Below are 24406 nucleotides of genomic sequence, written 5' to 3'. Positions count from 1 at the left end.
GGGTGAATGTATGCTTTCAAAATCTCAGATCAATTTATTAAAGTCCTTACAACATAAAAAGTTTCGTACCGAGCATGGCTTATTCCTTGTTGAAGGCCATAAATCAGTAAATGAGTTTGCCAATTCGGCTTACCAGGTTGATACCGTTTTCCAAACGTATACATCCGACCCAAAATTGCTGAATTTATCGCAAAAAATAAACATCCAGCAAATTTCATTAAACGACCTGGAAAAGATCAGCGCGTTAAAAACTCCGCAAGATGTAATTGCGCTGGTAAAGATACCCGATTGGCCCGCACTTAGTAACCAAACGCTAAGTAAAAAGTTTTCAATTGTTTTGGATGGCATACAAGACCCCGGCAACTTGGGCACCATAATCCGCACGGCCGACTGGTTTGGTATAACCGATGTAATTTGCTCTGCCGATACTGTTGATGCGTATAACCCTAAAGTAGTACAGGCAAGCATGGGGTCATTATCGCGCGTGCATTTGCATTACATTGATATTGAACCCTTTTTACAACGCACCCAACTGCCGGTTTTTGGTGCTTTGTTTAACGGTAAAAACATTTATGAAACCCAGTTTGGCGGCGAAGGGCTGATTGTTATGGGCAACGAGGGCAACGGCATAAGGCCATCGGTTGAGAAGTTGATACAAAAAGCCGTAACCATACCAAGGGCCGGGCAAGCTGAATCACTGAACGTTGGCATAGCTACCGCTATATTTTGTTCAGAAATAAAAAGAAATACATTGAAATAAAGTTGGTAGTCAACAAAAATATTTGCTACTTTTGCGTTCCTTAAAAAATGGTCGGGTGGCCGAGTGGCTAGGCAGAGGTCTGCAAAACCTTTTACAGCGGTTCGAATCCGCTCCCGACCTCACAGGATTATTAAAGTATTAAAAAAATAAGCATCATGGGCGTTACTCGTTTAAAAAGAAAAGATAGAAGAAATAAAACTTTCTCACGTTTAGAAGTTCAATTCCTGAAACTGGCTACTAACCTGCAACCAGGCAGCCGTTCAGCACAGTCAACTAAAGATCAGCTTGCTATAAACAATGAAGTTTTAGCTAACCTTAGCAAATAAGTTAAGATATCTTATTGAAATAAAAAATCCTGTTGGTTTATACCGACAGGATTTTTTTGTTGATACGCTTGATAAGCCCTGGCCCCTCGTATATAAAGCCGGTATATAATTGCACCAGCGAAGCACCGGCGTTCAGTTTTTCCACCGCGTCATCAGCCGAGTGGATACCGCCAACCCCGATGATCGGGAATGCGCCGTTTGATTTTTGGTGCAGATAAGCGATCACCTCTGTTGACCGTTGAGTTAATGGCTTACCGCTCAACCCGCCGGTTTCGCCTTTATATTTTCCTGTCAACCCTTCACGGCTGATGGTGGTGTTGGTGGCAATTACGCCTGCTATTTTGGTTTCGGTAACTATCTCAACAATATCATTTAGCTGATCATCGGTCAGGTCAGGTGCTATTTTTAATAATATCGGCTTGCTGATATTATTTTTTGAGTTGCGCTGCTGTAATGTATTCAGGATGTGCATTAACGGCTCTTTCTCCTGCAAGGCACGTAAACCTGGCGTATTGGGTGAGCTTACATTCACCACAAAGTAATCAACCACATCAAACAGCCTGTCAAAGCATTTAATATAATCGCTTACGGCATCCTCATTAGGGGTAACTTTATTTTTACCGATGTTACCACCGATGATTACACCCTCCTGGCCCTTCGGGCGGTTTTTACGGTAGGCGGCTAAACGCGCGGCAACTACGTCAACCCCCAGGTTATTAAAACCCATACGGTTTATCAGCGCGCTATCTGGCGGCAGGCGAAACATACGCGGCTTAGGGTTACCCGGCTGCGGCAATGGCGTAACCGTACCTACTTCAATAAAGCCAAAGCCCAGGTTTGCCATTTCGCTTATCACCTCGCCGTTTTTATCAAAACCGGCGGCAAGGCCTACCGGGTTAATAAACTTTAAGCCAAAAACTTCTTTCTCCAGGCGCTGATCCTTCATATCCCAGGCAGCGCGGCTAAGCGCTGCTCCACCCGGAAATTTGTTCACCCTGCGCAGGTTGCGGGTAACAAAGTAATGCACCTTTTCCGGGTCGAACTGAAACAACAATGGCTTTAGTAAACTATACATGCCGCAAAGGTATGTATTATAGTGAAAGGTGATTGGTGAATAGTGATTTTAGTAGCCAATTACACCACACGTTAAAAAGTCCTCCCCATTGGGGAGGATTTAGGTGGGGTTTCGTATCTTTGCGCGCAAATGATCGCGATAAATAATCTTACGTTTGAGATAGGTGCAAGGAAATTGTATGACGAGGCTAACTGGCACATTAAACCCGGTGAAAAAATTGGCCTGATTGGTGCTAACGGTACCGGTAAAACTACGCTACTAAAAATGATTGTGGGTGAATATAAGCCTACAACCGGTAGTATCTCAATGGCTAAGGACCTTACCCTGGGTTACCTCAACCAGGATCTGCTCTCCTACGCGTCAGACAAAAATATATTGCATGTGGCCATGGAGGCTTTTGAGCGCCAAAACCAACTGCATACCGAAATTGAGAACCTCCTCAAAAAACTGGAAACAGATTACAGCGAAGACCTTTTACACAAACTAAGCGACAAGCAAACTGAATTTGAAGCGCTTGACGGTTATAATATTGAATACAAAGCTCACGAAATTTTAGCGGGTTTAGGTTTTACCGAGGCAGACACACACCGTAAACTCAGCACCTTTTCGGGCGGATGGCGTATGCGTGTTATGCTGGCTAAAATACTATTGCAGGCACCGGATATATTACTGCTGGATGAGCCTACCAACCACTTGGATTTACCTTCCATACAGTGGCTGGAGCAGTATCTGAAAGATTTTGATGGCGCTGTGATCATCGTATCGCACGATAGGTGGTTTTTGGATAAAGTAATTAACCGCACCGTTGAATCGCGCAAAGGTAAACTGACCGTTTACGCCGGCAACTATTCCTTTTATTTAGAGGAAAAAGGCTTGCGTGAAGAGATACAACGTGGCGAGTTTAAAAACCAGCAATCAAAAATACGCCAGGAAGAGCGCCTGATCGAGCGTTTCCGTGCCAAGGCATCCAAAGCTAAAATGGCGCAGTCGCGCATTAAGATGCTCGATAAAATGGAGCGCGTGGATGATGTGGATGATGATAACCCAACGGTTAACTTCACCTTCCGCTTTTCAAAGCAATCAGGCAGGCACGTGGTTACGCTTGAGCACATCACCAAAAAATATCCGAACATTGATATCCTGGATCATGCCGAAGCAGTGATTGAAAAGGGCGACAAGATAGCCCTGATTGGTGCCAACGGCCGTGGTAAATCAACCCTGTTGCGCATTATTGCCAATGCTGATAAGGATTATACCGGAACCGCAACCACCGGCCACAACGTGAGTACAACCTTCTTCGCGCAGCACCAGTTAGAATCGCTGCACCTGGAGAATGAGATACTGGCCGAGCTGCAATCATTCGCGCCAAAGCATACCGATACCGAGTTGCGCACTATCCTGGGCTCGTTTCTGTTTACGGGTGATGATGTGTTTAAAAAGATCAAGGTGCTTTCTGGTGGTGAAAAATCGCGTGTGGCTTTGGCCAAGGCGCTTACCGCCGATGCCAACTTTTTGGTACTGGATGAGCCCACCAATCACCTTGATATACAATCGGTTAATATATTAATACAGGCCATACAACAGTACGAAGGTACGGTGGTCGTAGTATCGCACGACAGGTATTTCCTGGATAACGTAGCCAACCGGATCTGGTATATTGAGGATCAGAAGATCAAGATCTATCCGGGTACTTATGCCGAGTACGAGGAATGGAACTCCAAACGCAAGTTTGAAAAGGCACCTGCCGCCCCTCAGCCTAAAAAGGAAGAGAAAAAACCTGAACCGGTTAAACAACAGGGTGACGACAAAAACCAGCAATTAAAAAAGCTGAACCAGGATCTGGGCAAAATGGAAAAGCAAATAGCTGACCTGGAAAGCGAAGTAAAGAAATTAGAGAACGACCTTGCCGACGATAAAATTTATTCGGATCAAAACCGTTTAAAGCAAACCAATACAGCGTATCAGCAAAAAAAGAATGAGCTGGGCACTGTAAAAGAAAAATGGGAAGCTTTGGCCGAGCAGATACTAGAGTTGGAGTAAAAGCTCAAACCCAACATCCCCCTAAAGATTACCCCTCCAAACCTCCCCAAGGGGGAGGCTTTTATTTTTTTGCAGTTATGAAAGGATTAGTAACTTTTTTATCTATTTTTCTTTTTCACTTAACTGCTTATGCTCAACACTATACCGATAGCGTATATCGATCTAACATAAAAAGCATTGAGCTTTACAACCAGGGCAAGGCTGGTTCATTGCCGGTTATTAACCTTAACTCGGCTGATAAACTGGTGCTTGGTTTTGACGACCTGAAGGGCCAAACCAGTAATTTTTATTATACCCTGGAGCATTGCGACGCGCTATGGAACTCCTCGCGCCTCTCTCCTGCCGAATACCTGCAAAGCTTTACGGAAGACCAGATCATTAACTATAAATACTCTTCAGGCACCTACCAGAAATATGTGCATTACGAGATCATCTTCCCTAACAACAACATCATCCCCAAATACGCGGGCAATTACATTTTAAAGGTGTATGAGGATGGCGATCAGCAAAAGCTGGTGTTTACCCGCAAATTATATGTACTTAACTCAAGGGTATCGGTAAGCGCTAATGTGGTACCATCAAACAATGTACAATACCGGCAAACCAACCAAAAGCTGAATTTTACGGTTGATTATGGCCAGCTACGCATACAAAATCCGGCAACGGATATGCGGGTACTGGTGATGCAGAATTACCGGAGCGATGCCACTGTTTTAAACCGCGAACCTAACACTATTCGCGGCACGCAATTAGTTTACAATAACGTTAACACGAATGATTTTGCAGGCCGTAATGAGTTCAGGTATTTTGATATGCGCTCGCTTAAAGCCGGCGCGTATGGCATTAACCGCATTTACCAAGACACCGGCTTTTCGGTTCAATTGAATACTGATGCTAACCGCAATGGGCAACCTTACGAGTTTCAGTTTGATAACAATGGCAATTTTTACATCCTGAACCAGGATGGTACTGACCCGCGGGTTGATGCTGATTACGCCCGTGTTTACTTTAATCTTGATGCGCGTAGGGATGCTAACCAAGGTACGCCTTACATCATCGGCAGATTTAACAATTTTAAGCCGGATGCCAATAGCAAATTAACCTTTGATGCAGCCAGCGGCAAATTTACCACCATGCTGCTTTTAAAACAGGGCGTGTATGATTACGAATATATTTGGTTGGATAACAACACAAAAAAGGCGGATGATACCGTTATTGAAGGCAGCCATTACGAAACAGGTAATGATTACCAGCTTTTTATTTACTACCGCCCGCCCGGGGCACGTTGGGAAGAGCTTGCCGGCCTACAGCAAATAAGCACAACTAAAAACCAAAACTGGTAGCTTGTGTTAATTGCTATATTTGCTACTTACATCCCTCTGATATTATGAACCTCAAAACACCGCAGGACTCGCTTACGATAATGAACGAACTGGTATTACCCAATGATACCAATTATATGCACAACCTTATGGGCGGTCGCCTGTTACACTGGATGGATATCGCGGCAGCCATATCGGCGCAAAAGCATTGTAACCGTATTGTGGTTACCGCCTCGGTTGATAATGTATCGTTTCAGCAGCCGGTTAAGTTGGGAGATGTAATTAATATCGAGGCCAAAGTTACCCGCGCGTTCACTACCTCTATGGAAGTTAAGCTGGATGTTTGGGCGCAAAATATGCCATCGGGCACTAATATTAAGTGTAACGAGGCATACTATACCTTTGTTGCGCTTGATGAAAATGGCCACACCATACCTGTGCCCGAAATTGAGCCAATAACCGAAAAAGAGATCGAACTTTATGCAGGGGCACTTCGCCGCAGGCAATTACGCCTGATACTTGGCGGCCGTATGCACCCGGATGATGCTACTGAATTGAAAGCCTTGTTTACTGCTGCCAAAACAGAAATTTAGTAAATTAAACCCCTTGCTTTAACGCATTAATTTCTGACAGGATTCCATCCCATAAATTAATGCGGTCTTGCAGCGCTTGTTTAACGGCTTGGGTAGCAGCCTGCCATTTATTATCATCATCGCCGCAAAGTTCAGCGGTCATTTCATAAGCCAGGTGCGAGTGGTGGTCGCCGTCAACCTCAATATGGCGTTCCAGGTAATAAACAAAGGTGTCTATTTTACCCGGTGCGCTGTTGCTGATCTGTTTTACCATGCTGATGAACATACCGGGTATCAGGTCCTCACGCCCGAAAGTAAAAACTGCGGCTATCAGGTGTTCGTGCGCGGTGGCTATTACATCAAAGGTGTGTTTTACAAATAGCGCGGCGGCGGCTGGTATATCATCGGCATTTAATGCCTCACTAACACTTTTACCTTGCGCTAACTGCTGCAACAGGTTATTTACCGGCTGTGTATTAAAACCGGCCTGCTCCATGGCTTTTAAGTAAAGTTCAAAATGGCTTGAGCGGTTGCCATGCTGGTCAATATCGCTTTCCTCACCGGTAACAATTTCATTAATTAAGTACCGGGTGTTGGCACTGCCAACCGGCACCCAGGGCACATTGGTACATGTCAATTTTTGTTGCAGCGCTTTTAAAAGCGACATAAAATCCCACACGGCAAAAATATGATGCTCCATAAAAACCTGCAGATCATCAGCACTTTGCATTTGCGTATAGAGTTCATGATCTATTAATTGCTGTCGCAAAGGTGTTATGGCCTGCTTTAAAGCTTCTATTTTTTCATGGTGCTTCATGACGCGAAGTTAGTACCTGAAATATTAATTGTTTGTCATTATTCCGAACGGCTATAAATTAGGTTTTGGGCACAACATTTTTAAAAACCGTGTGTTGAAATACAAAACTGCCCTTACATGCTGACAGATATTTTACCAGCCGATGGTTCAGCGCTGTACACTGAAACCAACATGCACAACCTGTTTCCCGAGCCGTGGAACATGGTCTCGTCTGCTTTGTTTTTAATACCCGGAATATACTGGCTTGTAAAGCTAAAAGGCTTTAACAAACAGCATGCGTTTTTAAGCATAGCCACCATGCTGATGCTTACCGGCTGCATTGGCAGCACGGTTTATCATGGCTTTAGGCAATGGCGCTTTTTTATGTACCTGGATTGGGTGCCTATCGCGCTGCTTTGTATGCTGGCCAGCGTGTTTTTTATTATCAAGGTAACCGGTAAATGGCAAGCGGCGGCTTTAGCAGTAGTTGCTTTTGGATTAGTTGAAATTGGCCTGCGCCAATTGTATATGATATACGATAAGCATATTATGTTCAGCATCAACTATGGCGTTATGGTGATGATGATCGTACTGCCATTACTGATGCTCTTGATCAAAACCCGTTGGCGAAACGGGTTGCTGGTTGCCGCGGCCTTTGTAAGTTTTGGTTTTGCCCTGTTTTTTAGGATTGTTGATACCCAGGCTTTACTGCCTATGGGCACACACTTTTTATGGCATACCTTCGGTGCTATAGCTACTTCATTTATGTTCCTGTTCATCTATCGCCTTAATGGTTTTACTTACCGCAAGAAACGGGTAAGAGACTTACGGGAAGATGCCCGCGTATTGCCTATGTATAGCGATACCGAGGTTGAAGGACGCACAGGATCGTAAATAAACTTAGTGGAATTATTTAGCAAAGCGATGGTATTAATACTATCGCTTTTTTACTTTTATTGTATGAAACCATTATCACTTATTTTCATTGCATGTATAGTTACAGCGCTATTGTCTTGTTCGTCAAATGGCAACAATGATAAACAGGCTGTTAAACCGGTTGTTGCCGAGGAATACGCCTCACGCCTTTCAGATAGCAGGGAATATTCCGATCCGATTGATAAAATTTATAACGATCTGCTAAAAAAGGATTCAGACCTGTTTAAACTTAATAAAGCAGTAATAGATTTTAAAGAAATTAAATATGATAGCCTGAAAAGCTACAACATGTTCAATGGCGAATCAATCAAATATTACGCTGCCGAAAAAGCGGCTGCAAAAGGCATTACTGACAGCGCGTTAAAGAAAAGAGTATTACAATTACTTTCAATAAGCGAACAACAATACAATAATAAAACCAGCGCGTTAAACCAAACCATTTTGAGCATTGCTAAACACGACACCAGCATACAGAATTATAATATGGCTTTGAAAATAGCGGCAACCATGGCTGTATTAGAGAAATATCAAAACAAAAATCTATCTAAATTCCAAAACATTAAACGGCTTGACAGTGCTGCCGCGGCTTTAGATGCCAAAACAAAAGCGATGGCTGAAAGCCATATCAAAAAACTCAAAAAATAAACCGAGAAACTACAGCCTCACCCCTCTTAAAAACTCCTCGATACCCATACGCTTTTTACCTTCCAGTTGTACATCTGTAAGGCTGATAAAACCATCAGGGGCGGCAAATTTAAAGCTGGTTTTGTTATCGGTTAAAAAGCCGCCGGGCTGTATGCCGGGTTCGGTTTCGGTGTATTCGGCATTAAATATTTTAAGCACCTTACCATTAAGTGTGGTGTAGGCTGTTGGTACCGGGCTAAGGCCCCTTATCAGGTTGTATATTTTAAGTGCTGGCTGGGTCCAGTCTATCCCGCCCAACTCTTTGGTCAGCTTTGGGGCATGCTGCAGTTCTTCGCCGGTGGCTAACTGGTGTTGCGGATGTTCATGATACCTGCCGCTTTCAATAGCCTTAACTGTTTTAACCAGCAGGCCTGCGCCCTTGTTCATCAGGCGGTCGTGCAGTTCTCCGGCAGTTTCCTGCCCGGTAAGGGTTATTTTTTCGGTAAATAATACATCACCCGTATCTATCTCATGCTTCAGGAAAAAGGTAGTAACCCCGGTTTCCTTTTCGCCGTTGATCAGCACCCAGTTGATAGGTGCCGCGCCACGGTATTGCGGCAACAGCGAGGCATGCAGGTTAATAGTGCCTTTTGCAGGCATACTCCACACCACCTCCGGCAACATCCGGAAGGCCACTACTACCTGTAAATCAGCATTAAGGGCGGCAAGCTGCTCTAAAAACTCCGGGTTTTTAAGCTTTTCGGGTTGTAGTACCTTGATGCCATTGGCCACGGCATATTGCTTTACGGCACTCTCGCTAATTTTTTGACCGCGGCCGGCAGGCTTATCAGGCGCGGTAACTACGGCTACTATATCGCAGCCTGCGGTTATCAAAGCGTCTAACGATGCTACGGCAAATTGCGGCGTGCCCATAAATACAATTTTCATGGCAGATATTATTTTAGATGTATCGCATAAAAATAAGCAAAGCGCACAAATGTTTTACTTATCAATATTCAGTTTTATGCCATTTTAAGGGTACAGCAAATACTTTTTGCGCATCTGTTTAAAGTTGCTTAGTCCCGGCTCCCAGCTCGCCCGTATTTGCGCCTCGGTTTTACCGGCTACAATTTGCTGCTGTAGGTTTTTAGTACCCGTCAGTTTTAAGAAATACGCGTTAAAGAACTTCGTTTTATCCGGAAATACCTTGTACATATCCATCACCCAGCTTAAATTCAGCTTGCCTGTTTTTTTAAATACAGATACATCATAATCCTGCAGGTTGATGCCATAACAGGTATTGCCCTTTTGCGGCGGATTATCACTCACACCCGGAATGCTTACCGGCGTAAACGAGAAATCAAACTTGCCTTTAAGCAACGGATGCCCCGCTACCTGGAAAGGGAATGGCGTACCCCTGCCTAAGCTGAACGTGGTACCCTCGAACAAACAGGTGCTTGGGTATAGCAGGATGGATTGCTGCGTGTTGAGGTTAGGTGAAGGATGCACGGGCAATGTATAATCCGACTGATGGGTGTAGCCCTCCATCTTAACAATTTTCAGCTCGCATTGTACCCCTTTGTTCAACCATTTTTCGCCGTTTATCATTTGGGCATATTCACCCATCGTCATGCCGTGGCTAATGGGTATGGGGTGCATACCTATAAATGATTTATAGGCGGGCTCCATAATAGGCCCGTCAATAATGAAACCGTTAGGGTTAGGCCTGTCCAACACCATCAGCGGAATATTATTTTCGGCACACGCCTCCATCAGGTAATGCAGGGTTGATATATAGGTATAAAAGCGCGTACCTACATCCTGAATATCAAACACCATCAAGTCGATGCCTTTCAAATCTTCGGGCGTAGGCTTATAGTGCTTGCCATACAATGATGTTACGGGCAGTCCGGTAGATGGATCAACCTCGTCGCCAATTTTGGCACCATTGGCCGCGTTACCCCTGAAACCATGCTCAGGGCCAAATATTTTTTTAATGCTGATGCCACGTTTAAGCAAGCTGTCAACCGTTAACTTACCCGATGTACCTATAATAGAGGTCTGGTTGATCAGCATCCCTACGTTTTTACCTTTAAGCTGATCCACATAGGCCTCGGTGCGGTCTGCCGCGGTAATTAGCTTAGCCGGAGCATCAGTTTTTACAACAACGGTATCCGCTTTAGCAACGGTGGGCGTACCTTCTGTTGAGGGCTGGCCGCAGGTGGTAGCGCCAAACAGCATACCTGTTGTTGCTATGCGTAATATAAAGGTGGCATGTATCATGATGTCTATTTTTGTTATGGCAATTTAAGTAAACGTTTTTTAGCGGTAAAACCGCATATTTGCGAAGTTACAAAAATCATACTGCTTTGAATTTTTCGTCGTTTGTTGCCGGCCGTATTACCTTCAAGTCCAAGCGCACTTTCTCTAAACTGATCGTGCGCATTGCCGTGGTGGGTATTATGCTCGGCCTTGGGGTGATGATACTTTCATTAGCCATTGTAAAAGGCTTTAAGCAGGAGATCCGCGAAAAGATACGCGGCTTTGCCGGCGACATGCAGGTGGTAAAGTTCGATCTTAACAACTCTTACGAAAACTCCCCTTTTGTTAAGGACGACCAGTTTGTTAAACAAGTATTGAAAGATAAGCAGATCGTCAGCATTAAACCTTTTGCTACAAAACCGGCCATTATAAAGGCCAATGATGAGATTGAGGGCATCGTACTAAAAGGTGTTGATAAAAGCTATAACTGGCAGGTATTCCAAAAAACGCTGGTTGAGGGCAAAGTGATCGACTTTACTGATTCGGTAAAGGCTAATGAGCAGATCATTGTATCACGTCATACCGCCGACAGGCTTAAATTGAAAGTGGGTGATGATATACTGATGTACTTTGTGCAGGAACCACTGCGCAAGCGCAAATTAACCATTAGCGGTATTTATAGTTCAGGTGTTGATGAGGTTGATAAAACCTTTGTTATTGGCAGCCTGGCACTTATACAACGCTTAAATAATTGGGAAAGCAACGAGATTGGCGGCTATGAGGTGCGGGTAGCTAATTTTGACCAGTTGGCTAAAGCCGATGAATTTATTGATACGGTAATACCTGTCCGCCTTAAATCATACACCATACAGCAAAATTACCCTACTATATTTGAGTGGCTTAAATTGCTGGATGTAAACGCCCGTGTGATGCTGATACTCATGCTTATTGTCGCGGTGATCAACATGATATCTGCCTTGCTGATCATGATACTGGAGCGTACCTCCATGATTGGTATGTTTAAGGCATTGGGTGCCAGCAACTGGAAAATTCAGAAAGTTTTTTTGTTTAATGCCTTTTACCTGATAGGGTTAGGGCTGATACTGGGTAACCTGTTTGGTTTGGGGCTAAGTCTTTTTCAATTTAAAACCCATTTTTTCAAGCTCGACCCGGCATCGTACTATATGTCATTCGTACCGGTACAACTCAACGCCATGGATGTGATATTGCTTAACATCGGCACACTGGTTATCTGCCTGCTGGTTATGCTGATACCATCAGCACTGGTAAGTAAGATAGAGCCGGTTAAGGCTATCCGCTTTAAATAATTTACAGTTTGTTCAATTCGTCAAGCAAACCCTTGCTCAGGCGGTTAAAGTAGCGCTTTACACCAAAACCCATTACGGATTGTATACCCCGCGCCGCGTTGGTCAGGAATACCTCGTCGGCTTCATACAATATTTCGGGATTTATCTGCGCCTCGGTAACTTCAATTTTATTCGCCTTAGCCACGTTTATAATCACCTGGCGCATTACGCCCTCAACACAACCCTCGCTTAACGCGGGTGTATACAGGTGATTGTTATACCATATAAAAATATTTGAGCTGCTGGCCTCGCACAAATAACCGTTCTGATTCAGCAGGAATACATCATCCAGCCGGTTTTGATCCTTATATATTCCCGCCATTATATAAATAAGCGAGTTGCAGGTTTTGATGTTCGACAGGTAGTTGGACGGCTTGGGTAGATCGGTAAATACATCCATAATCAAGCCTTTCTCGTTCAAAAAATAACGGGGTTCATCAAGCGGCTGCAACTCCAGGCAGTAACCCATCTTGTTTTGCGATGGTGTATACAAACCCCCAGCATCCCGGTAAACTGTAAGGCGCAGGCGCGCGTGTTTTACCTTGTTGCGGGTAGCCAGCTCTTCGGCCTTATTTTTCAGGAACCAGGCATCCATTTGCGAGTAGCCATCAATTTTAAGCGCCCTCATACCCCGTTGCAGGCGGTCGGCATGCATATCGGCAAATTTAAGCTTGCCCTTCATCAGACGCATACTTTCAAACAAGCCGTCGCCATATTTAAAACCACGGTTGCCCGAGGTAAACAACTTACTGTCTGCCGGTAAAATTTCCCCGTTAAAATTCAGAAACAAAGGCATGCCCTATATGATAGCGTTTTTTGATATTCAATATGTGTTTTTTAGACAACGTTAACAGCCGATTGTTTCGTACGCTTACAAGTTATCGTGGTTGGCCGTGGCCACATATTTACGCCATTTTTGTAAAACCGACTCAAAATCAGCAGGCAAGGGTGCCTCAAAATCAATATATTTTTTTTGTGTGGGATGCTTAAAACCCAACGTTTTGGCATGGAGTGCCTGGCGCGGCATCATGGCGAAACAATTATCAACAAACTGCTTGTATTTGGTAAAAACGGTGCCCTTTATAATTTTATCGCCGCCGTAGGTAGCATCGCTGAATAAGGGGTGCCCTATGTGTTTCATGTGCGCGCGTATCTGGTGGGTACGTCCGGTTTCCAACTGGCATTCAATCAGCGTAACATAACCCAAACGCTCTAAAACGCGGTAATGCGTAACAGACCATTTGCCTTTTTCTTCATCATCATACACACTCATCACACGCCTGTCGCTATGGCTGCGGCCAATGTAACCGGTAACCGTTCCGTCCTCTGCAATATCTCCCCACACCAGGGCAATATATTTACGGGTGATGGTATGGTCAAAAAACTGCTTGGCCAGGTAGTTCATGGAGCGCTCGTTCTTGCTGATCACCAGCAAGCCCGAAGTGTCCTTATCAATACGGTGTATCAGCCCTGGGCGGCCATCATTGCCTGGCATGGTAGGCAATTGCTGAAAGTGATGTACCAGCGCGTTAACCAGCGTACCGGTGTAATTATTATAACCCGGATGCACCACCATCCCCGGCTCCTTGTTTACGATCAGTACATCATCATCCTCATAAGCGATATTGATGGGCAGATCTTCGGGATAAACTTCGGTATCGCGCGGCGGATGTGGCAGCACAACGGATATAACATCCAAGGGTTTAACCTTATAGCTTGATTTTACAGGGTTGTCATTAACCAGTACATTACCCAGGTCAATAGCGTTCTGGATGCGGTTACGAGAGGCATTCTCCACCCGGTGCATCAAAAATTTATCAATCCGCAATAACGACTGGCCCTTATCAACCACTATGCGCAGGTGTTCATAAAGGTCTTGCTCGTCCTGCTCTATCAGTTCTATATCTTCTGCCATTTGCGCAAAAGTAAGCCTTTTTTGTGGTTGCATATAAGTAATATTGCAATACGGTTAAAGCCGTGTTAAATAATAATGATCGACCTTGAAATTTTCAGCCCTTTGCAGCAATTGCATAATGCTTTGTTTAACGCGCATGGTGTTGAAGTATTTATTAAGCGTGACGACTTGATCCATCCCCTTATTTCGGGTAATAAATGGCGTAAATTAAAGTACACTTTAAAGCGGGCACAGGCCGAAAACAAAACCCACCTGGTTACTTTCGGTGGTGCTTACTCTAACCACCTGCTGGCTACAGCGGCGGCGGCGGCAAAATTCGGGTTTAAGGCTACAGGCTTTGTACGCGGTGAAGAGGTGCAGAACGACACCTTGTTTTTATGCCGTTTACATGGCATGCAGCTCTTGTTTACCGACCGTGAAAAATATCGCCACAAGCAGGATTTATTTAACGATTACTTTGGCGCTGATGACAAGGCTTTTTTTATAGATGAAGGCGGAGCATCGCCCGAGGCAGCCCTGGGTTGCAGCGAACTGGTGGATGAACTGCCTTTTGCTTTCGATCATATTTTTTGCGCTTGCGGCACCGGCACTACGGCTGCGGGTATTATAAACGGCTTGCAAATGCATGGCCACCATACCGAATTTCATGCCATAACGGCACTGAAGGGTGGCGAGTTTTTACGGGAGGAGATTGCTCAGTTTCTGGATGCGCCTTTCCCTTATCAGTTACATACCCAATACCATTTTGGCGGCTACGCCAAAACTACGCCCGAACTGATCGAGTTTGTAAAAACTTTTACCACATCAACCGGTATACTAATAGAACCGGTGTATACCGGTAAAATGCTCTATGCTTTATTTGATATGATAAAGCAGGGTCATTTTACACCAGGCAGCCGCATATTGGCGGTACACACGGGCGGTTTAATGGGCATACTGGGGATGAAGAATAAGTTTTAAGCTCCTATACCATATCATCATCCGGTACAAAATAAAGGTTTAAACATTTTAAACTTACTTTTTAGGCGATCGGTTCAAAAACAGCTTAAATTTAATTATTTAGCCGTTTTTAGTATGTTTGTTTATAAACCTGTTATGTTATGTACCATTTAGATATCGCGCCTGAAAACGTGCACAACGTTTTGGCGAAACACATTTTAGCCGACGGATTTGACCTTACTTTTGATATGGAAAAAAGTAAGGGCGTTTACATTTACGATTCAAAACACAAACGTACCCTGCTTGATTTTTTTTCATGCTTCGCATCAGTTCCTTTAGGATATAACCACCCTAAAATGCTGAACGATGAGGAGTTTAAAAAGAATTTGCTGCTGGCCGCGTTAACCAACCCATCCAACTCTGATATTTATACCGAGCAATACGCCCAGTTTGTAAATACCTTCGCAAGGGTAGGTATTCCCGACTACCTGCCGCATGCCTTTTTTATATCGGGCGGTGCGCTGGCCATTGAAAACGCCTTAAAAGCCGCTATGGACTGGAAGGTACAAAAAAACTTCGCCCGCGGTTACATACAGGAAAAAGGACACAAAGTACTACACTTTGAAAACGCTTTTCACGGCCGTTCGGGCTATACCCTGAGCCTTACCAATACGCAGGCCGTTAAAACCAAATGGTTTGCCAAATTTGATTGGCCGCGGGTATCATTCCCATACGTTACCTACCCGCTTGACGAGGCCCGTATGGCAGCGGTTATAGAACGCGAAGCTACCTCAGTAGCACAGATACGTAAGGCATTTGAGGGTAACAAAGATGATATATGCGCCATAATAGTTGAGCCCGTACAGGCCGAAGGCGGCGACAACCACATGCGCAGAGAATTTGCCGAACAGCTACGCCAATTGGCTGATGAGTATGAAGCCTTACTGATTTTTGACGAGGTGCAAACCGGTGTAGGCCTTTCCGGAAAATTTTGGCTGCATGAGCATTTCGGAGAAAATGCAAGGCCGGATATTATCGCCTTTGGTAAAAAAATGCAGGTTTGCGGTATTTTAGCAGGCCGGCGTATTGACGAGGTTGAGCATAACACGTTCAATACCTCATCGCGCCTTAATTCAACCTGGGGAGGCAGCCTTACCGATATGGTGCGTGCCTCAAAGGTGTTAGAAATTATTGAAGAAGATAACCTATGCGAACATGCCGAAGCAATGGGTAATTACCTGCAAAGTGAACTGATACGCATCGCCGGAAAAATGCCTGTGATAAGCAACATTCGGGGTATGGGTTTGCTTATCGCGTTTGATTTCCCCGACCAGCAAAAAAGGGATGAATTTTTACAGCAGGGGCTTGATCACGGTGTGATGTTTTTAGGTTGCGGCGAACGTACCATCCGCTTCAGGCCGTCACTCATTATACAGCAGGCTGACATTGATAAAGGCTTGCAAGTGCTCGAAAAAATATGCGCCGACTTATAATTAAAGTGTAATAATATTGCTACAAGCGCCTTTTTGACATCAAAAAGGCGTTTTTTTTGCTTTTAAAATACTATAATCGTTACAACACGTTATTTAAGGATGTATTATTATCGCCTATTAAGTTGAATATAATAATAAGTGTGTGCGATATAGATGATACACAATAATTGCTGACTAAAAGATCTATCCTGTCATGAATAAACAAATGGAGAAACTCAAAAAGCAACTGGCCGAAATATCGGAAGTTGTGAATACCTTTAAATCAGAAGCCGTACAGGTAAAAATTGCCGAAAAGCTATTTGATGTTTTGATTGACGCAGACAGGTTTGAGGATGGAGATTACAGCAAACGCACACAACGCTTCCGGGCGGATGGTGAAGCCGTTAACGGCGTACTCACCCGCAAAAAACCCGGTGCTACACGTGTATTGAACCAGCTATTGGCCACTGATTTTTTTAACGTTCCCCGCTCTATATCGTCAATCGCTATATATTGTAAGGAGAATTACGATTCGGATTTTAAAACGTCAGAATTATCCGGCATCCTGCTAAAACTCATTAACGAAAATAAACTTCGCCGTGAAAAAAGCAGGGATAATAACCGCTTTGACTACGTTAAGGTTAACGTAGATTAAACAGGTTATCAACCCCTAATATTTTTGTTGAAGTAAAACCCTCGGCATATTTAACACCTATGTTTTTGCCAAACTCCAGGGCACGAGCCTCAACTACCTTAATAAAATCAGGCGATGAAATATAAGTTTGCGGCTCGTTAGGGTCCCAATCCGGGTTATGGAACTGCGAGCCAAAAGCCATTACGCTTTCAACCTTTTTGTTCCAGTGTTCGGTAATATCAATAACTATATCGGGCTGTATATACCTGTCCTGTATAAAATGCAGCAGCAGGTTCGGTCGCCAAACATCCTGCAATTCTCCCTCACTAAAAGTTTCAATACGGCGTAATCCTGAAAGGAAAACAGATGTTTCAACCAGTTGGTTAGCCCTGCCATGATCCGGGTGACGGTCATGATAAGCATTAGTGATAATGATCTCGGGCTGATATTTGCGTATGGCCGCGATAACCTTTAGCTGATATTCTTTTGTATTCTGAAAAAACCCATCGGGAATCTCCAGGTTCTCACGAACGCTCAATCCTAAAATTTCGGCTGATGCCGCGGCCTCAGCGGCACGTATTTCGGCGGTACCTCGTGTACCCAGTTCGCCCAAGGTCAAATCAACAATACCTGCTTTTTTACCTAAAGCGATGTGCTTTAGCAAAACACCGGCACAACCTAATTCTGCATCATCCGGGTGTACAGATAATACCAGTATATCTAATTTCAACATATATATCTAAACTTTTCCGGCACCTAATAACCGGGTAATTTTTTTACGGATCTTGGATGATGTAGGGCTGGTGAACGGGTAAAAAAAGTCGACAACCTTACCGGTACGGTCAACCAGGTATTTATGAAAGTTCCATTTAGGGGTGGAGCTTACAGCACCGTTCTGCTTTTTATCAGCCAAAAATTTAAATAATGGATGCGCGTAGGGTCCGCGTACCCGCAGCTTATCGAAAACCATGTAGTTAGGTATGTTTACCTCACAAAAATCAACCAGTTCTTTACCCTCTAACGGCTCCTGCTTACCAAAATCATTTGAGGGGAAGGCCAGTATTTCAAAATCCTGTTCCGCAAAATCCTCTTTAAGCGCAGCCAGATCTTTAAGCTGGGGCGTAAAGCCACACTGCGACGCGGTATTAACGATAAGTAAAACCTTGTTTTTAAAAGCTGACAGATTTAAAAATTCGCCGTTAAGCTTTTGAATATCGTATTGGTAGATGGTGTTCTCGGTCATTTTAATAATAAGCCCTGTCATACCCGGATGTGCGGATAACCTCTTCAATATCCCTTTCAACTTCAGGATCGTATTCTTGTTTTAAATTATGCCCGAAAATACGTGCAACCGACTGCATCATGAACGCATTAAGGCCGCCTTTAAGTTCTTTAAGCATGGCGTAGCTGCTGTTACCGGTTTCACGATCGATCAGTTTTATCAGCACCTCACCCTGGCTTATGGTCATGTTTTTTATCTCGCGGTTAAACAAATCCTTGATCTGCTTTTCGCAAGCCTTTACCAATTCCTTCTGCTTCTTTTTATCACCTGTAAGTGCCAGGTCACGCTGTAACTGGCGGTACCTTTCGCCGGCATAGCGGGCATAAGGCATTACCTTCATTACATTGTAGCGTAAGCGTTTGTATTTAAGCCTGTCCTCTTCGCTGGCAAATATGCGGGTATCCACTATTTTGATGTCAGCAAGCACTATCCAGGGCATCAGCTCGCCGTTATTTTCGGTAAGGTAGGTTTTGATGGTATCATTTTTGCCAACCACCATTTGCGGTTTAGCGCTATCCGTTTGGGCCGCTGCCAGCATAGGCAAACAACAACAAAACGATGACAGTATAAAACCGATAAATTTCATATATTTACTTATATGCAAAACTAATGCAAATTTTTAGGTAATTGGTTATTACCCGCAATTTACAATTTTTGTTACAAAATAATTATAAATAATTACACTGCAAGGCTATACATGAAAGATTTGGTGATTGACCTGGAAGCTGAGAAAAAAGAGATACTTAAACGTTACCGGGCGTTGCTGCGTGCCAGCAAATCAACCCTGCAAAAGGGTGATAAGCGCATGATACGCAAGGCCTTTGATATGGCTTTGGAAAGCCATAAAGATATGCGCCGCAAATCCGGCGAGCCTTATATATACCACCCTATCGCGGTAGCGCAAATAGCTGCTGAAGAGATAGGCCTGGGCACCACATCCATAGTATGCGCACTGCTGCATGATGTGGTGGAAGATACCGACATGCAGTTGGACGATATTGAACGCGAATTTGGCAAAAAGGTAGCCAAGATAATTGACGGGCTGACCAAAATATCGGGCGTTTTTGATACCAACAGTTCACTACAGGCCGAGAACTTCCGCAAAATGCTGCTTACCCTGGCCGATGATGTGCGGGTGATACTCATTAAACTGGCCGACAGGTTGCATAACATGCGTACCATGGAGTTTATGCCGCGCGATAAGCAGCTTAAACTATCCTCAGAAACGGTTTACCTGTACGCGCCACTTGCCCACCGTTTGGGTTTATACGCCATTAAGTCAGAGTTAGAGGATCTTTCCATGAAATACATGGAGCGTGATACCTACCAGCTTATCAAGCGCAAGCTGAATGAAAAAAAGGCGGAGAGGGAGAAGTTTATACGTGATTTTATTGATCCCGTTAAAAAAACGCTTGAAAGCCAGGGCTTGCATGCCGATATATTTGGAAGGCCGAAATCCATCCACTCCATCTGGAATAAGATGAAGAAAAAGGCCATCCCATTTGAGGAAGTCTATGATCTGTTTGCGATACGCATTATACTGGATAGTACGCCCGAAAATGAAAAGTCCGACTCATGGAAGGCCTATTCTATCATTACCGACCTGTACCGCCCGAATCCTGACCGCCTGCGCGACTGGATCTCCTCACCCAAGGCTAACGGTTACGAATCATTACACACCACAGTAATGGGTCCGCGCGGCCAATGGGTAGAAGTACAGATCCGCACTACCCGCATGAATGAGATCGCCGAAAAGGGTTTTGCCGCGCACTGGAAATACAAGGAATCAAGCAGCGACAGCGGACTTGACCAATGGGTAACAAAAGTTAGGGAGCTGTTAAAGAACCCCGACTCGAACGCGCTTGACTTTATTGACGATTTTAAAATGAACTTGTTTTCGGACGAGATATTCATCTTTACCCCGAAAGGCGCGTTAATACAATTGCCGCTTAACGCTACCGCGCTCGATTTTGCCTTTGAAATACATACCGATGTTGGTGCAAGCTGTATTGGTGCCAAGGTAAACCATAAACTGGTGCCGCTTAACTACAAGCTGCAAAATGGCGACCAGGTGGAGATCATTACCTCAAGTAAGCAAATACCTAAGGAAGACTGGCTTAACTTTGTAGTAACCGCCAAAGCCAAGGCCAAAATAAAATCAGCCTTAAAAGAGGAAAAACGCAAGATAGCCGAGGATGGCAAGGAGATCCTGGAGCGAAAGCTGAAATCGCTCAAGATCACTTACAATTCGGATAACCTGCACAAGCTGAGCTATTACTTTAAGCTGCCATCAACCCAGGACTTGTTTTACAATGTGGCCAAGGGGCTGATTGATATGAAAGACCTGAAGGAGTATCAGGCATCCGAAAAAATAATTGAGAACAAACCGCAGGATAAGATAGAAGCCGACCAGGTTCAAAGCCTGATCAAAAGCATTAAAGCTAAGGACAGCGATATGCTGCTGATTGGCGAGGATATGCAGAAGATTGACTACAAACTGGCCAACTGCTGCAATCCTATCCCCGGTGATGATGTGTTTGGGTTTATCACCGTGAGCGAGGGCATCAAGATACATCGTACCAACTGCCCTAACGCGGCCAAACTGATGGCCAACTATGGCTACCGCATTGTAAAGGCCCGCTGGACCAACCAGCAGGAACTGGCATTTTTAACCGGCCTGCGTATTCGTGGTATTGATGATGTAGGTTTGATCAATAAGCTGACCACCGTAATATCTAACGATTTTAAGGTAAATATGCGTTCTATCACGGTTGATAGTGATAACGGTATTTTTGAGGGCTCGATAATGGTTTATGTGAACGATACCCAGCACCTGGAAGACCTGGTTAAAAAGCTAAAACAGGTACGCGGCGTAACCTCGGTTGACCGTTTTGATTCCGCCGTTGAGAAAGCGGTGAGTTAGTGAGCGGTGAGTGATGATTTTATGCTAATTTTTTAAAAAACACTCTAATTATAAGTTTATATTTTGATAAATTTTTATCATATATTTTTTCTAACTCAATTCGACTATCAGATTTTTGTTCCCCATCGAAGACTAACTCTGGATAAAATTGTTTAATGCTCACATTGATAGTAAATTCGTTAGGAATGTTTTTTACAAAGTTATATTTAGTAATTAACATCTGTTGATGCTTCAATTGACTTAACAACCTACTTTTGGTACGTGTGAATAAATAAAATAATTGTAAATTAGATGTATCTGTTTTCAATCCCCAAGCACGACCTAAATCAGATAAACTATTGAAGAATAATAATGATTGTTCGTACGTAGAAAGTTGAGCTCGAAGTATCTTTATATAATCATATTTTTCCTTGTAAGATAATCCCGGAAATTTATCAACATACATCACAGCTTGGTACAGGTGCCTAAATATGTGTCCGATTCTGTATTGATGTCCGCCGTAATATTTACCAAACTTACCAAACGCGTCCTCCCACTCCGCTCTCTTTTTTTCTAAATGATTAAGGATTTCTCTCAGAACATTCTTTTTATATTTTGAGTATAATTTATTTTTGAGTTCCTTTAAACCGTCTTTAGAAGCTCCGTAAAACACACATAAATATGCAATATTAACGTAATTTAAATCTAAAAGATTCTTTTCTGATACATTGAGATATTCCAAATCTTTTGCTTTTACTTCCTGATTTAGGTACAAATCATCAACATTTGAACCCAAAAGGCTTTTTTTCACTACATCGACCATTTCCGCTACTTGCTTATGAATTTCACGAGCAACTTTATAACCATCAAAGTGAACCTCGCTCTTTGATTTTGGATCACGCATTTTTAATGCTGAAATATTATCCCGATGATATCTAATTAGTTCAAAATACTTATTTTCAAACTGAGTTTTTACAAATGCCCTTGATTGCTGTTGCAACGTAAGGTACACAAACAGAACACTTAAAAATGAAAAAACCCCTGCTAATGCCGATCCATAGTTACCTAGATTACTAAACCATGATTTAATGATACTATTATTATCAATAAAAAACAAACCAGTAGAGAGACCTAAAAAAATTGAGAATGAAAACAATAATATAATATTGATAAGTGTTTTAGAGTACATAAGGCTGTGGCTTAAAAATTCTAAAATATTATATTATTAACGAACTTTAATAACAATTTTTAAATTTATCACAAACTCCATCTAATAATTCTTGCATCTTAATTCTTGCCTCTTATTTATCCCACATATAATTAATACCTTTACTTTTTATTTTACTGCACTACTAAATTATGCCCCAACAGGAAACTATAGCACTGGTAAAAAAGATATTCGAGGCTTATCTTGAAAATAAAAGCCTGCGCAAAACACCTGAGCGTTTCGCCATTTTAGAAGAGATCTACTCGCGCAATGACCATTTTGATGTGGAATCACTATACATCCACATGAAAAACAAAAAGTACCGCGTTAGCCGCGCCACGGTATATAATACTCTTGAACTGCTGGTATCGTGCGATTTGGTGACCAAGCACCAGTTTGGTAAAAATATGGCCCAGTTTGAGAAATCGTACGGCTTTAAGCAGCATGACCATATCATCTGTATTGACTGCGGCAAGGTGGTTGAGTTTTGCGACCCACGCATACAGCAGATACAAAGCATGATGGGCGATATCCTGAAATTTGAGATAAAACACCACTCGCTAAACCTGTATGGAAATTGTGTTAAATTAAAAGAAGGTGTTTGTGACAGAAAAGTTTAACTTTGCCGCCTTTCACACAATATTGCAATTTAAATAATGGCTGTTGATGTTTTATTAGGCCTCCAATGGGGCGACGAAGGTAAAGGTAAGATAGTTGACGTGTTAAGCGCCGATTATGACCTTATAGCACGTTTTCAGGGCGGCCCAAATGCCGGCCATACGCTTGAATTTGATGGTAAGAAATTTGTACTGAACACTATCCCTTCAGGCATTTTTTTCGATAACACCCTTAACCTGATTGGCAATGGTGTGGTTATTGACCCCATTACCCTTAAAAAAGAACTTGATAAGTTAAAAGATGCCGGGCATGACCTGCTGGCAAAAAAGAACCTGGTGATCGCTAAAAAAGCACACCTGATATTACCTACCCACCAACTGCTTGATGCCGCGTCTGAAAAGAAAATGGGCGAAGGTAAAATTGGTTCAACCTTAAAAGGTATCGGTCCTACTTATATGGACAAAACCGGTCGTAACGGCCTGCGTATCGGCGACATTACCCTGCCCGATTTTAAAGAGCGTTACAACAAACTGGTTGAAAAACACAAATCAATGCTGCAATCGCTTTACGGCGAGGTTGCTGATTTCAGCGAGCGCGAGCAGGCATTTTTTGAGGCCATTGACCTGATCAAGCAGTTTGAACTGGTTGACTCAGAGCACTTGGTTAACAACTACATTAAACAAGGTAAAAAAGTATTGGCCGAAGGTGCACAAGGCGCTATGCTGGATATTGATTTTGGCTCGTACCCATTTGTTACCTCATCAAACACTACCGCCGCCGGTGCCTGTACTGGTTTAGGCATCGCTCCTAAGGAGATTGGTGATGTGATAGGCATTTTTAAGGCTTATTGTACCCGTGTTGGTGGTGGCCCCTTCCCTACTGAACTGAACGACGAAACCGGCGAAGAACTGCGTAAGATAGGCCATGAATTTGGTGCTACTACCGGCAGGCCGCGCCGTACCGGCTGGATTGACCTGCCTGCTTTAAAATACGCCATTATGCTTAACGGCGTTACCCAACTAGTAATGACCAAGGCCGACGTATTAAGCGGTTTCGAGAAGATATACGCCTGCACGCATTACGATTACGCCGGCGAAATTATCGACTACATGCCGTATGATATTTGTACCATTGAGCCAAAACCTGTTTTAAAGGAAATTGATGGCTGGCACGAGGATATTACGGGCATTACCGAGCTTGACCAGATCCCTGCTAAACTGGCCTCATACATTGATTTTCTGGAAGCTGAGTTAGGCGTTCCGGTTAAATATCTTTCTGTAGGTCCGGACAGGGTACAGACCTTGATCTTACACTAAGATTAAAACTAACAATACTGATATTTTGAGAGGCCGGTTAA

At 43.5% G+C, this 24406-nt stretch carries 24 protein-coding genes and 1 tRNA gene; 15 read left to right on the top strand and 10 right to left on the bottom strand.

All coding sequences use genetic code 11. The features are described 5' to 3' along the window. Positions 1-10: 10 nt before the first annotated feature. From AC3WJC_RS03595 to AC3WJC_RS03585, 3 genes are all read left to right on the top strand, one after another. Positions 11-760, top strand: coding sequence for a TrmH family RNA methyltransferase (locus AC3WJC_RS03595; protein WP_492397701.1), 750 nt, complete (start codon positions 11-13; stop codon positions 758-760). Positions 761-809: 49 nt separating this feature from the next. Continuing rightward, positions 810-880 (top strand) — tRNA-Cys (locus AC3WJC_RS03590). A gap of 35 nt (positions 881-915) precedes the next feature. After that, positions 916-1086, top strand: a complete 171-nt coding sequence (locus tag AC3WJC_RS03585; RefSeq protein WP_492397700.1) for a spore protein — start codon at positions 916-918, stop codon at positions 1084-1086. A 37-nt stretch (positions 1087-1123) separates the two neighbouring features. Here AC3WJC_RS03585 and AC3WJC_RS03580 read toward each other — a convergent pair whose 3' ends face one another. Beyond that, a complete protein-coding gene (locus AC3WJC_RS03580; protein WP_492397699.1) occupies positions 1124-2161 on the bottom strand; it encodes a quinone-dependent dihydroorotate dehydrogenase in 1038 nt (345 codons plus the stop codon). Positions 2162-2290: 129 nt separating this feature from the next. On the opposite strand from AC3WJC_RS03580, the gene AC3WJC_RS03575 reads away from it, so the two are divergent. From AC3WJC_RS03575 to AC3WJC_RS03565, 3 genes are all read left to right on the top strand, one after another. Beyond that, positions 2291-4201, top strand: a complete 1911-nt coding sequence (locus AC3WJC_RS03575; RefSeq protein WP_492397698.1) for an ABC-F family ATP-binding cassette domain-containing protein — start codon at positions 2291-2293, stop codon at positions 4199-4201. A gap of 77 nt (positions 4202-4278) precedes the next feature. Next, entirely contained in the window at positions 4279-5544 is a 1266-nt protein-coding gene (locus AC3WJC_RS03570; RefSeq protein WP_492397697.1) for a type IX secretion system plug protein, read from the top strand. A gap of 44 nt (positions 5545-5588) precedes the next feature. Further along, complete coding sequence (locus AC3WJC_RS03565) at positions 5589-6116, top strand: acyl-CoA thioesterase (protein ID WP_492397696.1); 528 nt, start codon at positions 5589-5591, stop codon at positions 6114-6116. A 4-nt stretch (positions 6117-6120) separates the two neighbouring features. Here the strand turns inward: AC3WJC_RS03565 and AC3WJC_RS03560 are convergent, their stop codons facing one another. Continuing rightward, positions 6121-6912: a DUF3050 domain-containing protein gene (locus AC3WJC_RS03560; protein WP_492397695.1), complete on the bottom strand. Its 792-nt coding sequence runs from the start codon at positions 6910-6912 to the stop codon at positions 6121-6123. A gap of 117 nt (positions 6913-7029) precedes the next feature. On the opposite strand from AC3WJC_RS03560, the gene AC3WJC_RS03555 reads away from it, so the two are divergent. Together AC3WJC_RS03555 and AC3WJC_RS03550 are read left to right on the top strand one after the other, a co-directional pair. After that, the gene (locus AC3WJC_RS03555; RefSeq protein ID WP_492397694.1) at positions 7030-7785 is read left to right on the top strand and encodes a hypothetical protein; all 756 of its coding nucleotides are present in this window, start codon (positions 7030-7032) and stop codon (positions 7783-7785) included. 66 nt (positions 7786-7851) lie between these two features. Next, complete coding sequence (locus tag AC3WJC_RS03550; protein WP_492397693.1) at positions 7852-8472, top strand: hypothetical protein; 621 nt, start codon at positions 7852-7854, stop codon at positions 8470-8472. Between the two features lie 9 nt (positions 8473-8481). On the opposite strand, the gene fmt is transcribed toward AC3WJC_RS03550, so the two are convergent. After that, positions 8482-9399 (bottom strand): methionyl-tRNA formyltransferase, encoded by a 918-nt coding sequence (gene fmt / locus AC3WJC_RS03545; protein WP_492397692.1) that lies wholly within the window; start codon positions 9397-9399, stop codon positions 8482-8484. An 84-nt stretch (positions 9400-9483) separates the two neighbouring features. Further along, the gene (locus tag AC3WJC_RS03540; RefSeq protein WP_492397691.1) at positions 9484-10734 is read right to left on the bottom strand and encodes an exo-beta-N-acetylmuramidase NamZ family protein; all 1251 of its coding nucleotides are present in this window, start codon (positions 10732-10734) and stop codon (positions 9484-9486) included. An 86-nt stretch (positions 10735-10820) separates the two neighbouring features. Here AC3WJC_RS03540 and AC3WJC_RS03535 point away from each other — a divergent pair, with 86 nt between their 5' ends. Next, the gene (locus AC3WJC_RS03535; protein ID WP_492397690.1) at positions 10821-12041 is read left to right on the top strand and encodes an ABC transporter permease; all 1221 of its coding nucleotides are present in this window, start codon (positions 10821-10823) and stop codon (positions 12039-12041) included. Between the two features lies 1 nt (position 12042). Here AC3WJC_RS03535 and AC3WJC_RS03530 read toward each other — a convergent pair whose 3' ends face one another. Beyond that, on the bottom strand, positions 12043-12876 hold the full coding sequence (locus AC3WJC_RS03530) for an aminotransferase class IV (protein WP_492397689.1): 834 nt from the start codon (positions 12874-12876) through the stop codon (positions 12043-12045). A gap of 75 nt (positions 12877-12951) precedes the next feature. Further along, positions 12952-13995 (bottom strand): RluA family pseudouridine synthase, encoded by a 1044-nt coding sequence (locus AC3WJC_RS03525; RefSeq protein WP_492397688.1) that lies wholly within the window; start codon positions 13993-13995, stop codon positions 12952-12954. Positions 13996-14070: 75 nt separating this feature from the next. Between AC3WJC_RS03525 and AC3WJC_RS03520 the strand changes: the two genes are divergently transcribed. The 3 genes from AC3WJC_RS03520 (at position 14071) to AC3WJC_RS03510 (ending at position 17061) form a co-directional block, all read left to right on the top strand. Beyond that, on the top strand, positions 14071-14955 hold the full coding sequence (locus AC3WJC_RS03520) for a 1-aminocyclopropane-1-carboxylate deaminase/D-cysteine desulfhydrase (RefSeq protein ID WP_492397687.1): 885 nt from the start codon (positions 14071-14073) through the stop codon (positions 14953-14955). Positions 14956-15095: 140 nt separating this feature from the next. Further along, a complete protein-coding gene (gene lat, locus AC3WJC_RS03515; RefSeq protein WP_492397686.1) occupies positions 15096-16427 on the top strand; it encodes an L-lysine 6-transaminase in 1332 nt (443 codons plus the stop codon). 193 nt (positions 16428-16620) lie between these two features. Next, positions 16621-17061 carry a hypothetical protein gene (locus AC3WJC_RS03510; protein ID WP_492397685.1) on the top strand — a complete coding sequence of 147 codons (441 nt, stop codon included), beginning with the start codon at positions 16621-16623 and terminating at the stop codon, positions 17059-17061. Here the strand turns inward: AC3WJC_RS03510 and bshB1 are convergent. The 3 genes from bshB1 to AC3WJC_RS03495 are packed head-to-tail and all read right to left on the bottom strand — an operon-like array spanning position 17048 to position 18860. Then, positions 17048-17770: a bacillithiol biosynthesis deacetylase BshB1 gene (bshB1, locus tag AC3WJC_RS03505; RefSeq protein WP_492398984.1), complete on the bottom strand. Its 723-nt coding sequence runs from the start codon at positions 17768-17770 to the stop codon at positions 17048-17050. The genes AC3WJC_RS03510 and bshB1 overlap by 14 nt on opposite strands. Before the next feature lie 9 nt (positions 17771-17779). Further along, a complete protein-coding gene (locus AC3WJC_RS03500) occupies positions 17780-18283 on the bottom strand; it encodes a glutathione peroxidase (RefSeq protein ID WP_492397684.1) in 504 nt (167 codons plus the stop codon). A 1-nt stretch (position 18284) separates the two neighbouring features. After that, entirely contained in the window at positions 18285-18860 is a 576-nt protein-coding gene (locus AC3WJC_RS03495; protein WP_492397683.1) for a DUF4294 domain-containing protein, read from the bottom strand. Positions 18861-19019: 159 nt separating this feature from the next. Between AC3WJC_RS03495 and AC3WJC_RS03490 the strand changes: the two genes are divergently transcribed. Then, positions 19020-21245, top strand: coding sequence for a RelA/SpoT family protein (locus AC3WJC_RS03490; protein WP_492397682.1), 2226 nt, complete (start codon positions 19020-19022; stop codon positions 21243-21245). A 19-nt stretch (positions 21246-21264) separates the two neighbouring features. Here the strand turns inward: AC3WJC_RS03490 and AC3WJC_RS03485 are convergent, their stop codons facing one another. Beyond that, a complete protein-coding gene (locus AC3WJC_RS03485; RefSeq protein ID WP_492397681.1) occupies positions 21265-22413 on the bottom strand; it encodes a putative phage abortive infection protein in 1149 nt (382 codons plus the stop codon). A 170-nt stretch (positions 22414-22583) separates the two neighbouring features. On the opposite strand from AC3WJC_RS03485, the gene AC3WJC_RS03480 reads away from it, so the two are divergent. Then, the gene (locus AC3WJC_RS03480) at positions 22584-23051 is read left to right on the top strand and encodes a Fur family transcriptional regulator (RefSeq protein WP_194101335.1); all 468 of its coding nucleotides are present in this window, start codon (positions 22584-22586) and stop codon (positions 23049-23051) included. Between the two features lie 36 nt (positions 23052-23087). Continuing rightward, positions 23088-24365 carry an adenylosuccinate synthase gene (locus AC3WJC_RS03475; protein ID WP_492397680.1) on the top strand — a complete coding sequence of 426 codons (1278 nt, stop codon included), beginning with the start codon at positions 23088-23090 and terminating at the stop codon, positions 24363-24365. Positions 24366-24406: the final 41 nt, after the last annotated feature.

This window comes from Mucilaginibacter sp. FW306-07-L (genome assembly GCF_058782065.1).
The sequence above is the reverse complement of the archived record's forward strand: the minus strand, read 5'-3'. Positions and strand labels throughout refer to the sequence as shown.

What these genes read in the sequence shown, in the direction of transcription:
- AC3WJC_RS03595 (WP_492397701.1), top strand. Translation starts at nt 11, where the DNA reads ATGCTTTCAAAATCTCAGATCAATTTATTAAAGTCCTTACAACATAAA.
- AC3WJC_RS03585 (WP_492397700.1), top strand. Translation starts at nt 916, where the DNA reads ATGGGCGTTACTCGTTTAAAAAGAAAAGATAGAAGAAATAAAACTTTC.
- AC3WJC_RS03580 (WP_492397699.1), bottom strand. Translation starts at nt 2,161, where the DNA reads ATGTATAGTTTACTAAAGCCATTGTTGTTTCAGTTCGACCCGGAAAAG.
- AC3WJC_RS03575 (WP_492397698.1), top strand. Translation starts at nt 2,291, where the DNA reads ATGATCGCGATAAATAATCTTACGTTTGAGATAGGTGCAAGGAAATTG.
- AC3WJC_RS03570 (WP_492397697.1), top strand. Translation starts at nt 4,279, where the DNA reads ATGAAAGGATTAGTAACTTTTTTATCTATTTTTCTTTTTCACTTAACT.
- AC3WJC_RS03565 (WP_492397696.1), top strand. Translation starts at nt 5,589, where the DNA reads ATGAACCTCAAAACACCGCAGGACTCGCTTACGATAATGAACGAACTG.
- AC3WJC_RS03560 (WP_492397695.1), bottom strand. Translation starts at nt 6,912, where the DNA reads ATGAAGCACCATGAAAAAATAGAAGCTTTAAAGCAGGCCATAACACCT.
- AC3WJC_RS03555 (WP_492397694.1), top strand. Translation starts at nt 7,030, where the DNA reads ATGCTGACAGATATTTTACCAGCCGATGGTTCAGCGCTGTACACTGAA.
- AC3WJC_RS03550 (WP_492397693.1), top strand. Translation starts at nt 7,852, where the DNA reads ATGAAACCATTATCACTTATTTTCATTGCATGTATAGTTACAGCGCTA.
- fmt (WP_492397692.1), bottom strand. Translation starts at nt 9,399, where the DNA reads ATGAAAATTGTATTTATGGGCACGCCGCAATTTGCCGTAGCATCGTTA.
- AC3WJC_RS03540 (WP_492397691.1), bottom strand. Translation starts at nt 10,734, where the DNA reads ATGATACATGCCACCTTTATATTACGCATAGCAACAACAGGTATGCTG.
- AC3WJC_RS03530 (WP_492397689.1), bottom strand. Translation starts at nt 12,876, where the DNA reads ATGCCTTTGTTTCTGAATTTTAACGGGGAAATTTTACCGGCAGACAGT.
- AC3WJC_RS03525 (WP_492397688.1), bottom strand. Translation starts at nt 13,995, where the DNA reads ATGGCAGAAGATATAGAACTGATAGAGCAGGACGAGCAAGACCTTTAT.
- AC3WJC_RS03520 (WP_492397687.1), top strand. Translation starts at nt 14,071, where the DNA reads ATGATCGACCTTGAAATTTTCAGCCCTTTGCAGCAATTGCATAATGCT.
- lat (WP_492397686.1), top strand. Translation starts at nt 15,096, where the DNA reads ATGTACCATTTAGATATCGCGCCTGAAAACGTGCACAACGTTTTGGCG.
- AC3WJC_RS03510 (WP_492397685.1), top strand. Translation starts at nt 16,621, where the DNA reads ATGAATAAACAAATGGAGAAACTCAAAAAGCAACTGGCCGAAATATCG.
- AC3WJC_RS03500 (WP_492397684.1), bottom strand. Translation starts at nt 18,283, where the DNA reads ATGACCGAGAACACCATCTACCAATACGATATTCAAAAGCTTAACGGC.
- AC3WJC_RS03495 (WP_492397683.1), bottom strand. Translation starts at nt 18,860, where the DNA reads ATGCTGGCAGCGGCCCAAACGGATAGCGCTAAACCGCAAATGGTGGTT.
- AC3WJC_RS03490 (WP_492397682.1), top strand. Translation starts at nt 19,020, where the DNA reads ATGAAAGATTTGGTGATTGACCTGGAAGCTGAGAAAAAAGAGATACTT.
- AC3WJC_RS03485 (WP_492397681.1), bottom strand. Translation starts at nt 22,413, where the DNA reads ATGTACTCTAAAACACTTATCAATATTATATTATTGTTTTCATTCTCA.
- AC3WJC_RS03480 (WP_194101335.1), top strand. Translation starts at nt 22,584, where the DNA reads ATGCCCCAACAGGAAACTATAGCACTGGTAAAAAAGATATTCGAGGCT.
- AC3WJC_RS03475 (WP_492397680.1), top strand. Translation starts at nt 23,088, where the DNA reads ATGGCTGTTGATGTTTTATTAGGCCTCCAATGGGGCGACGAAGGTAAA.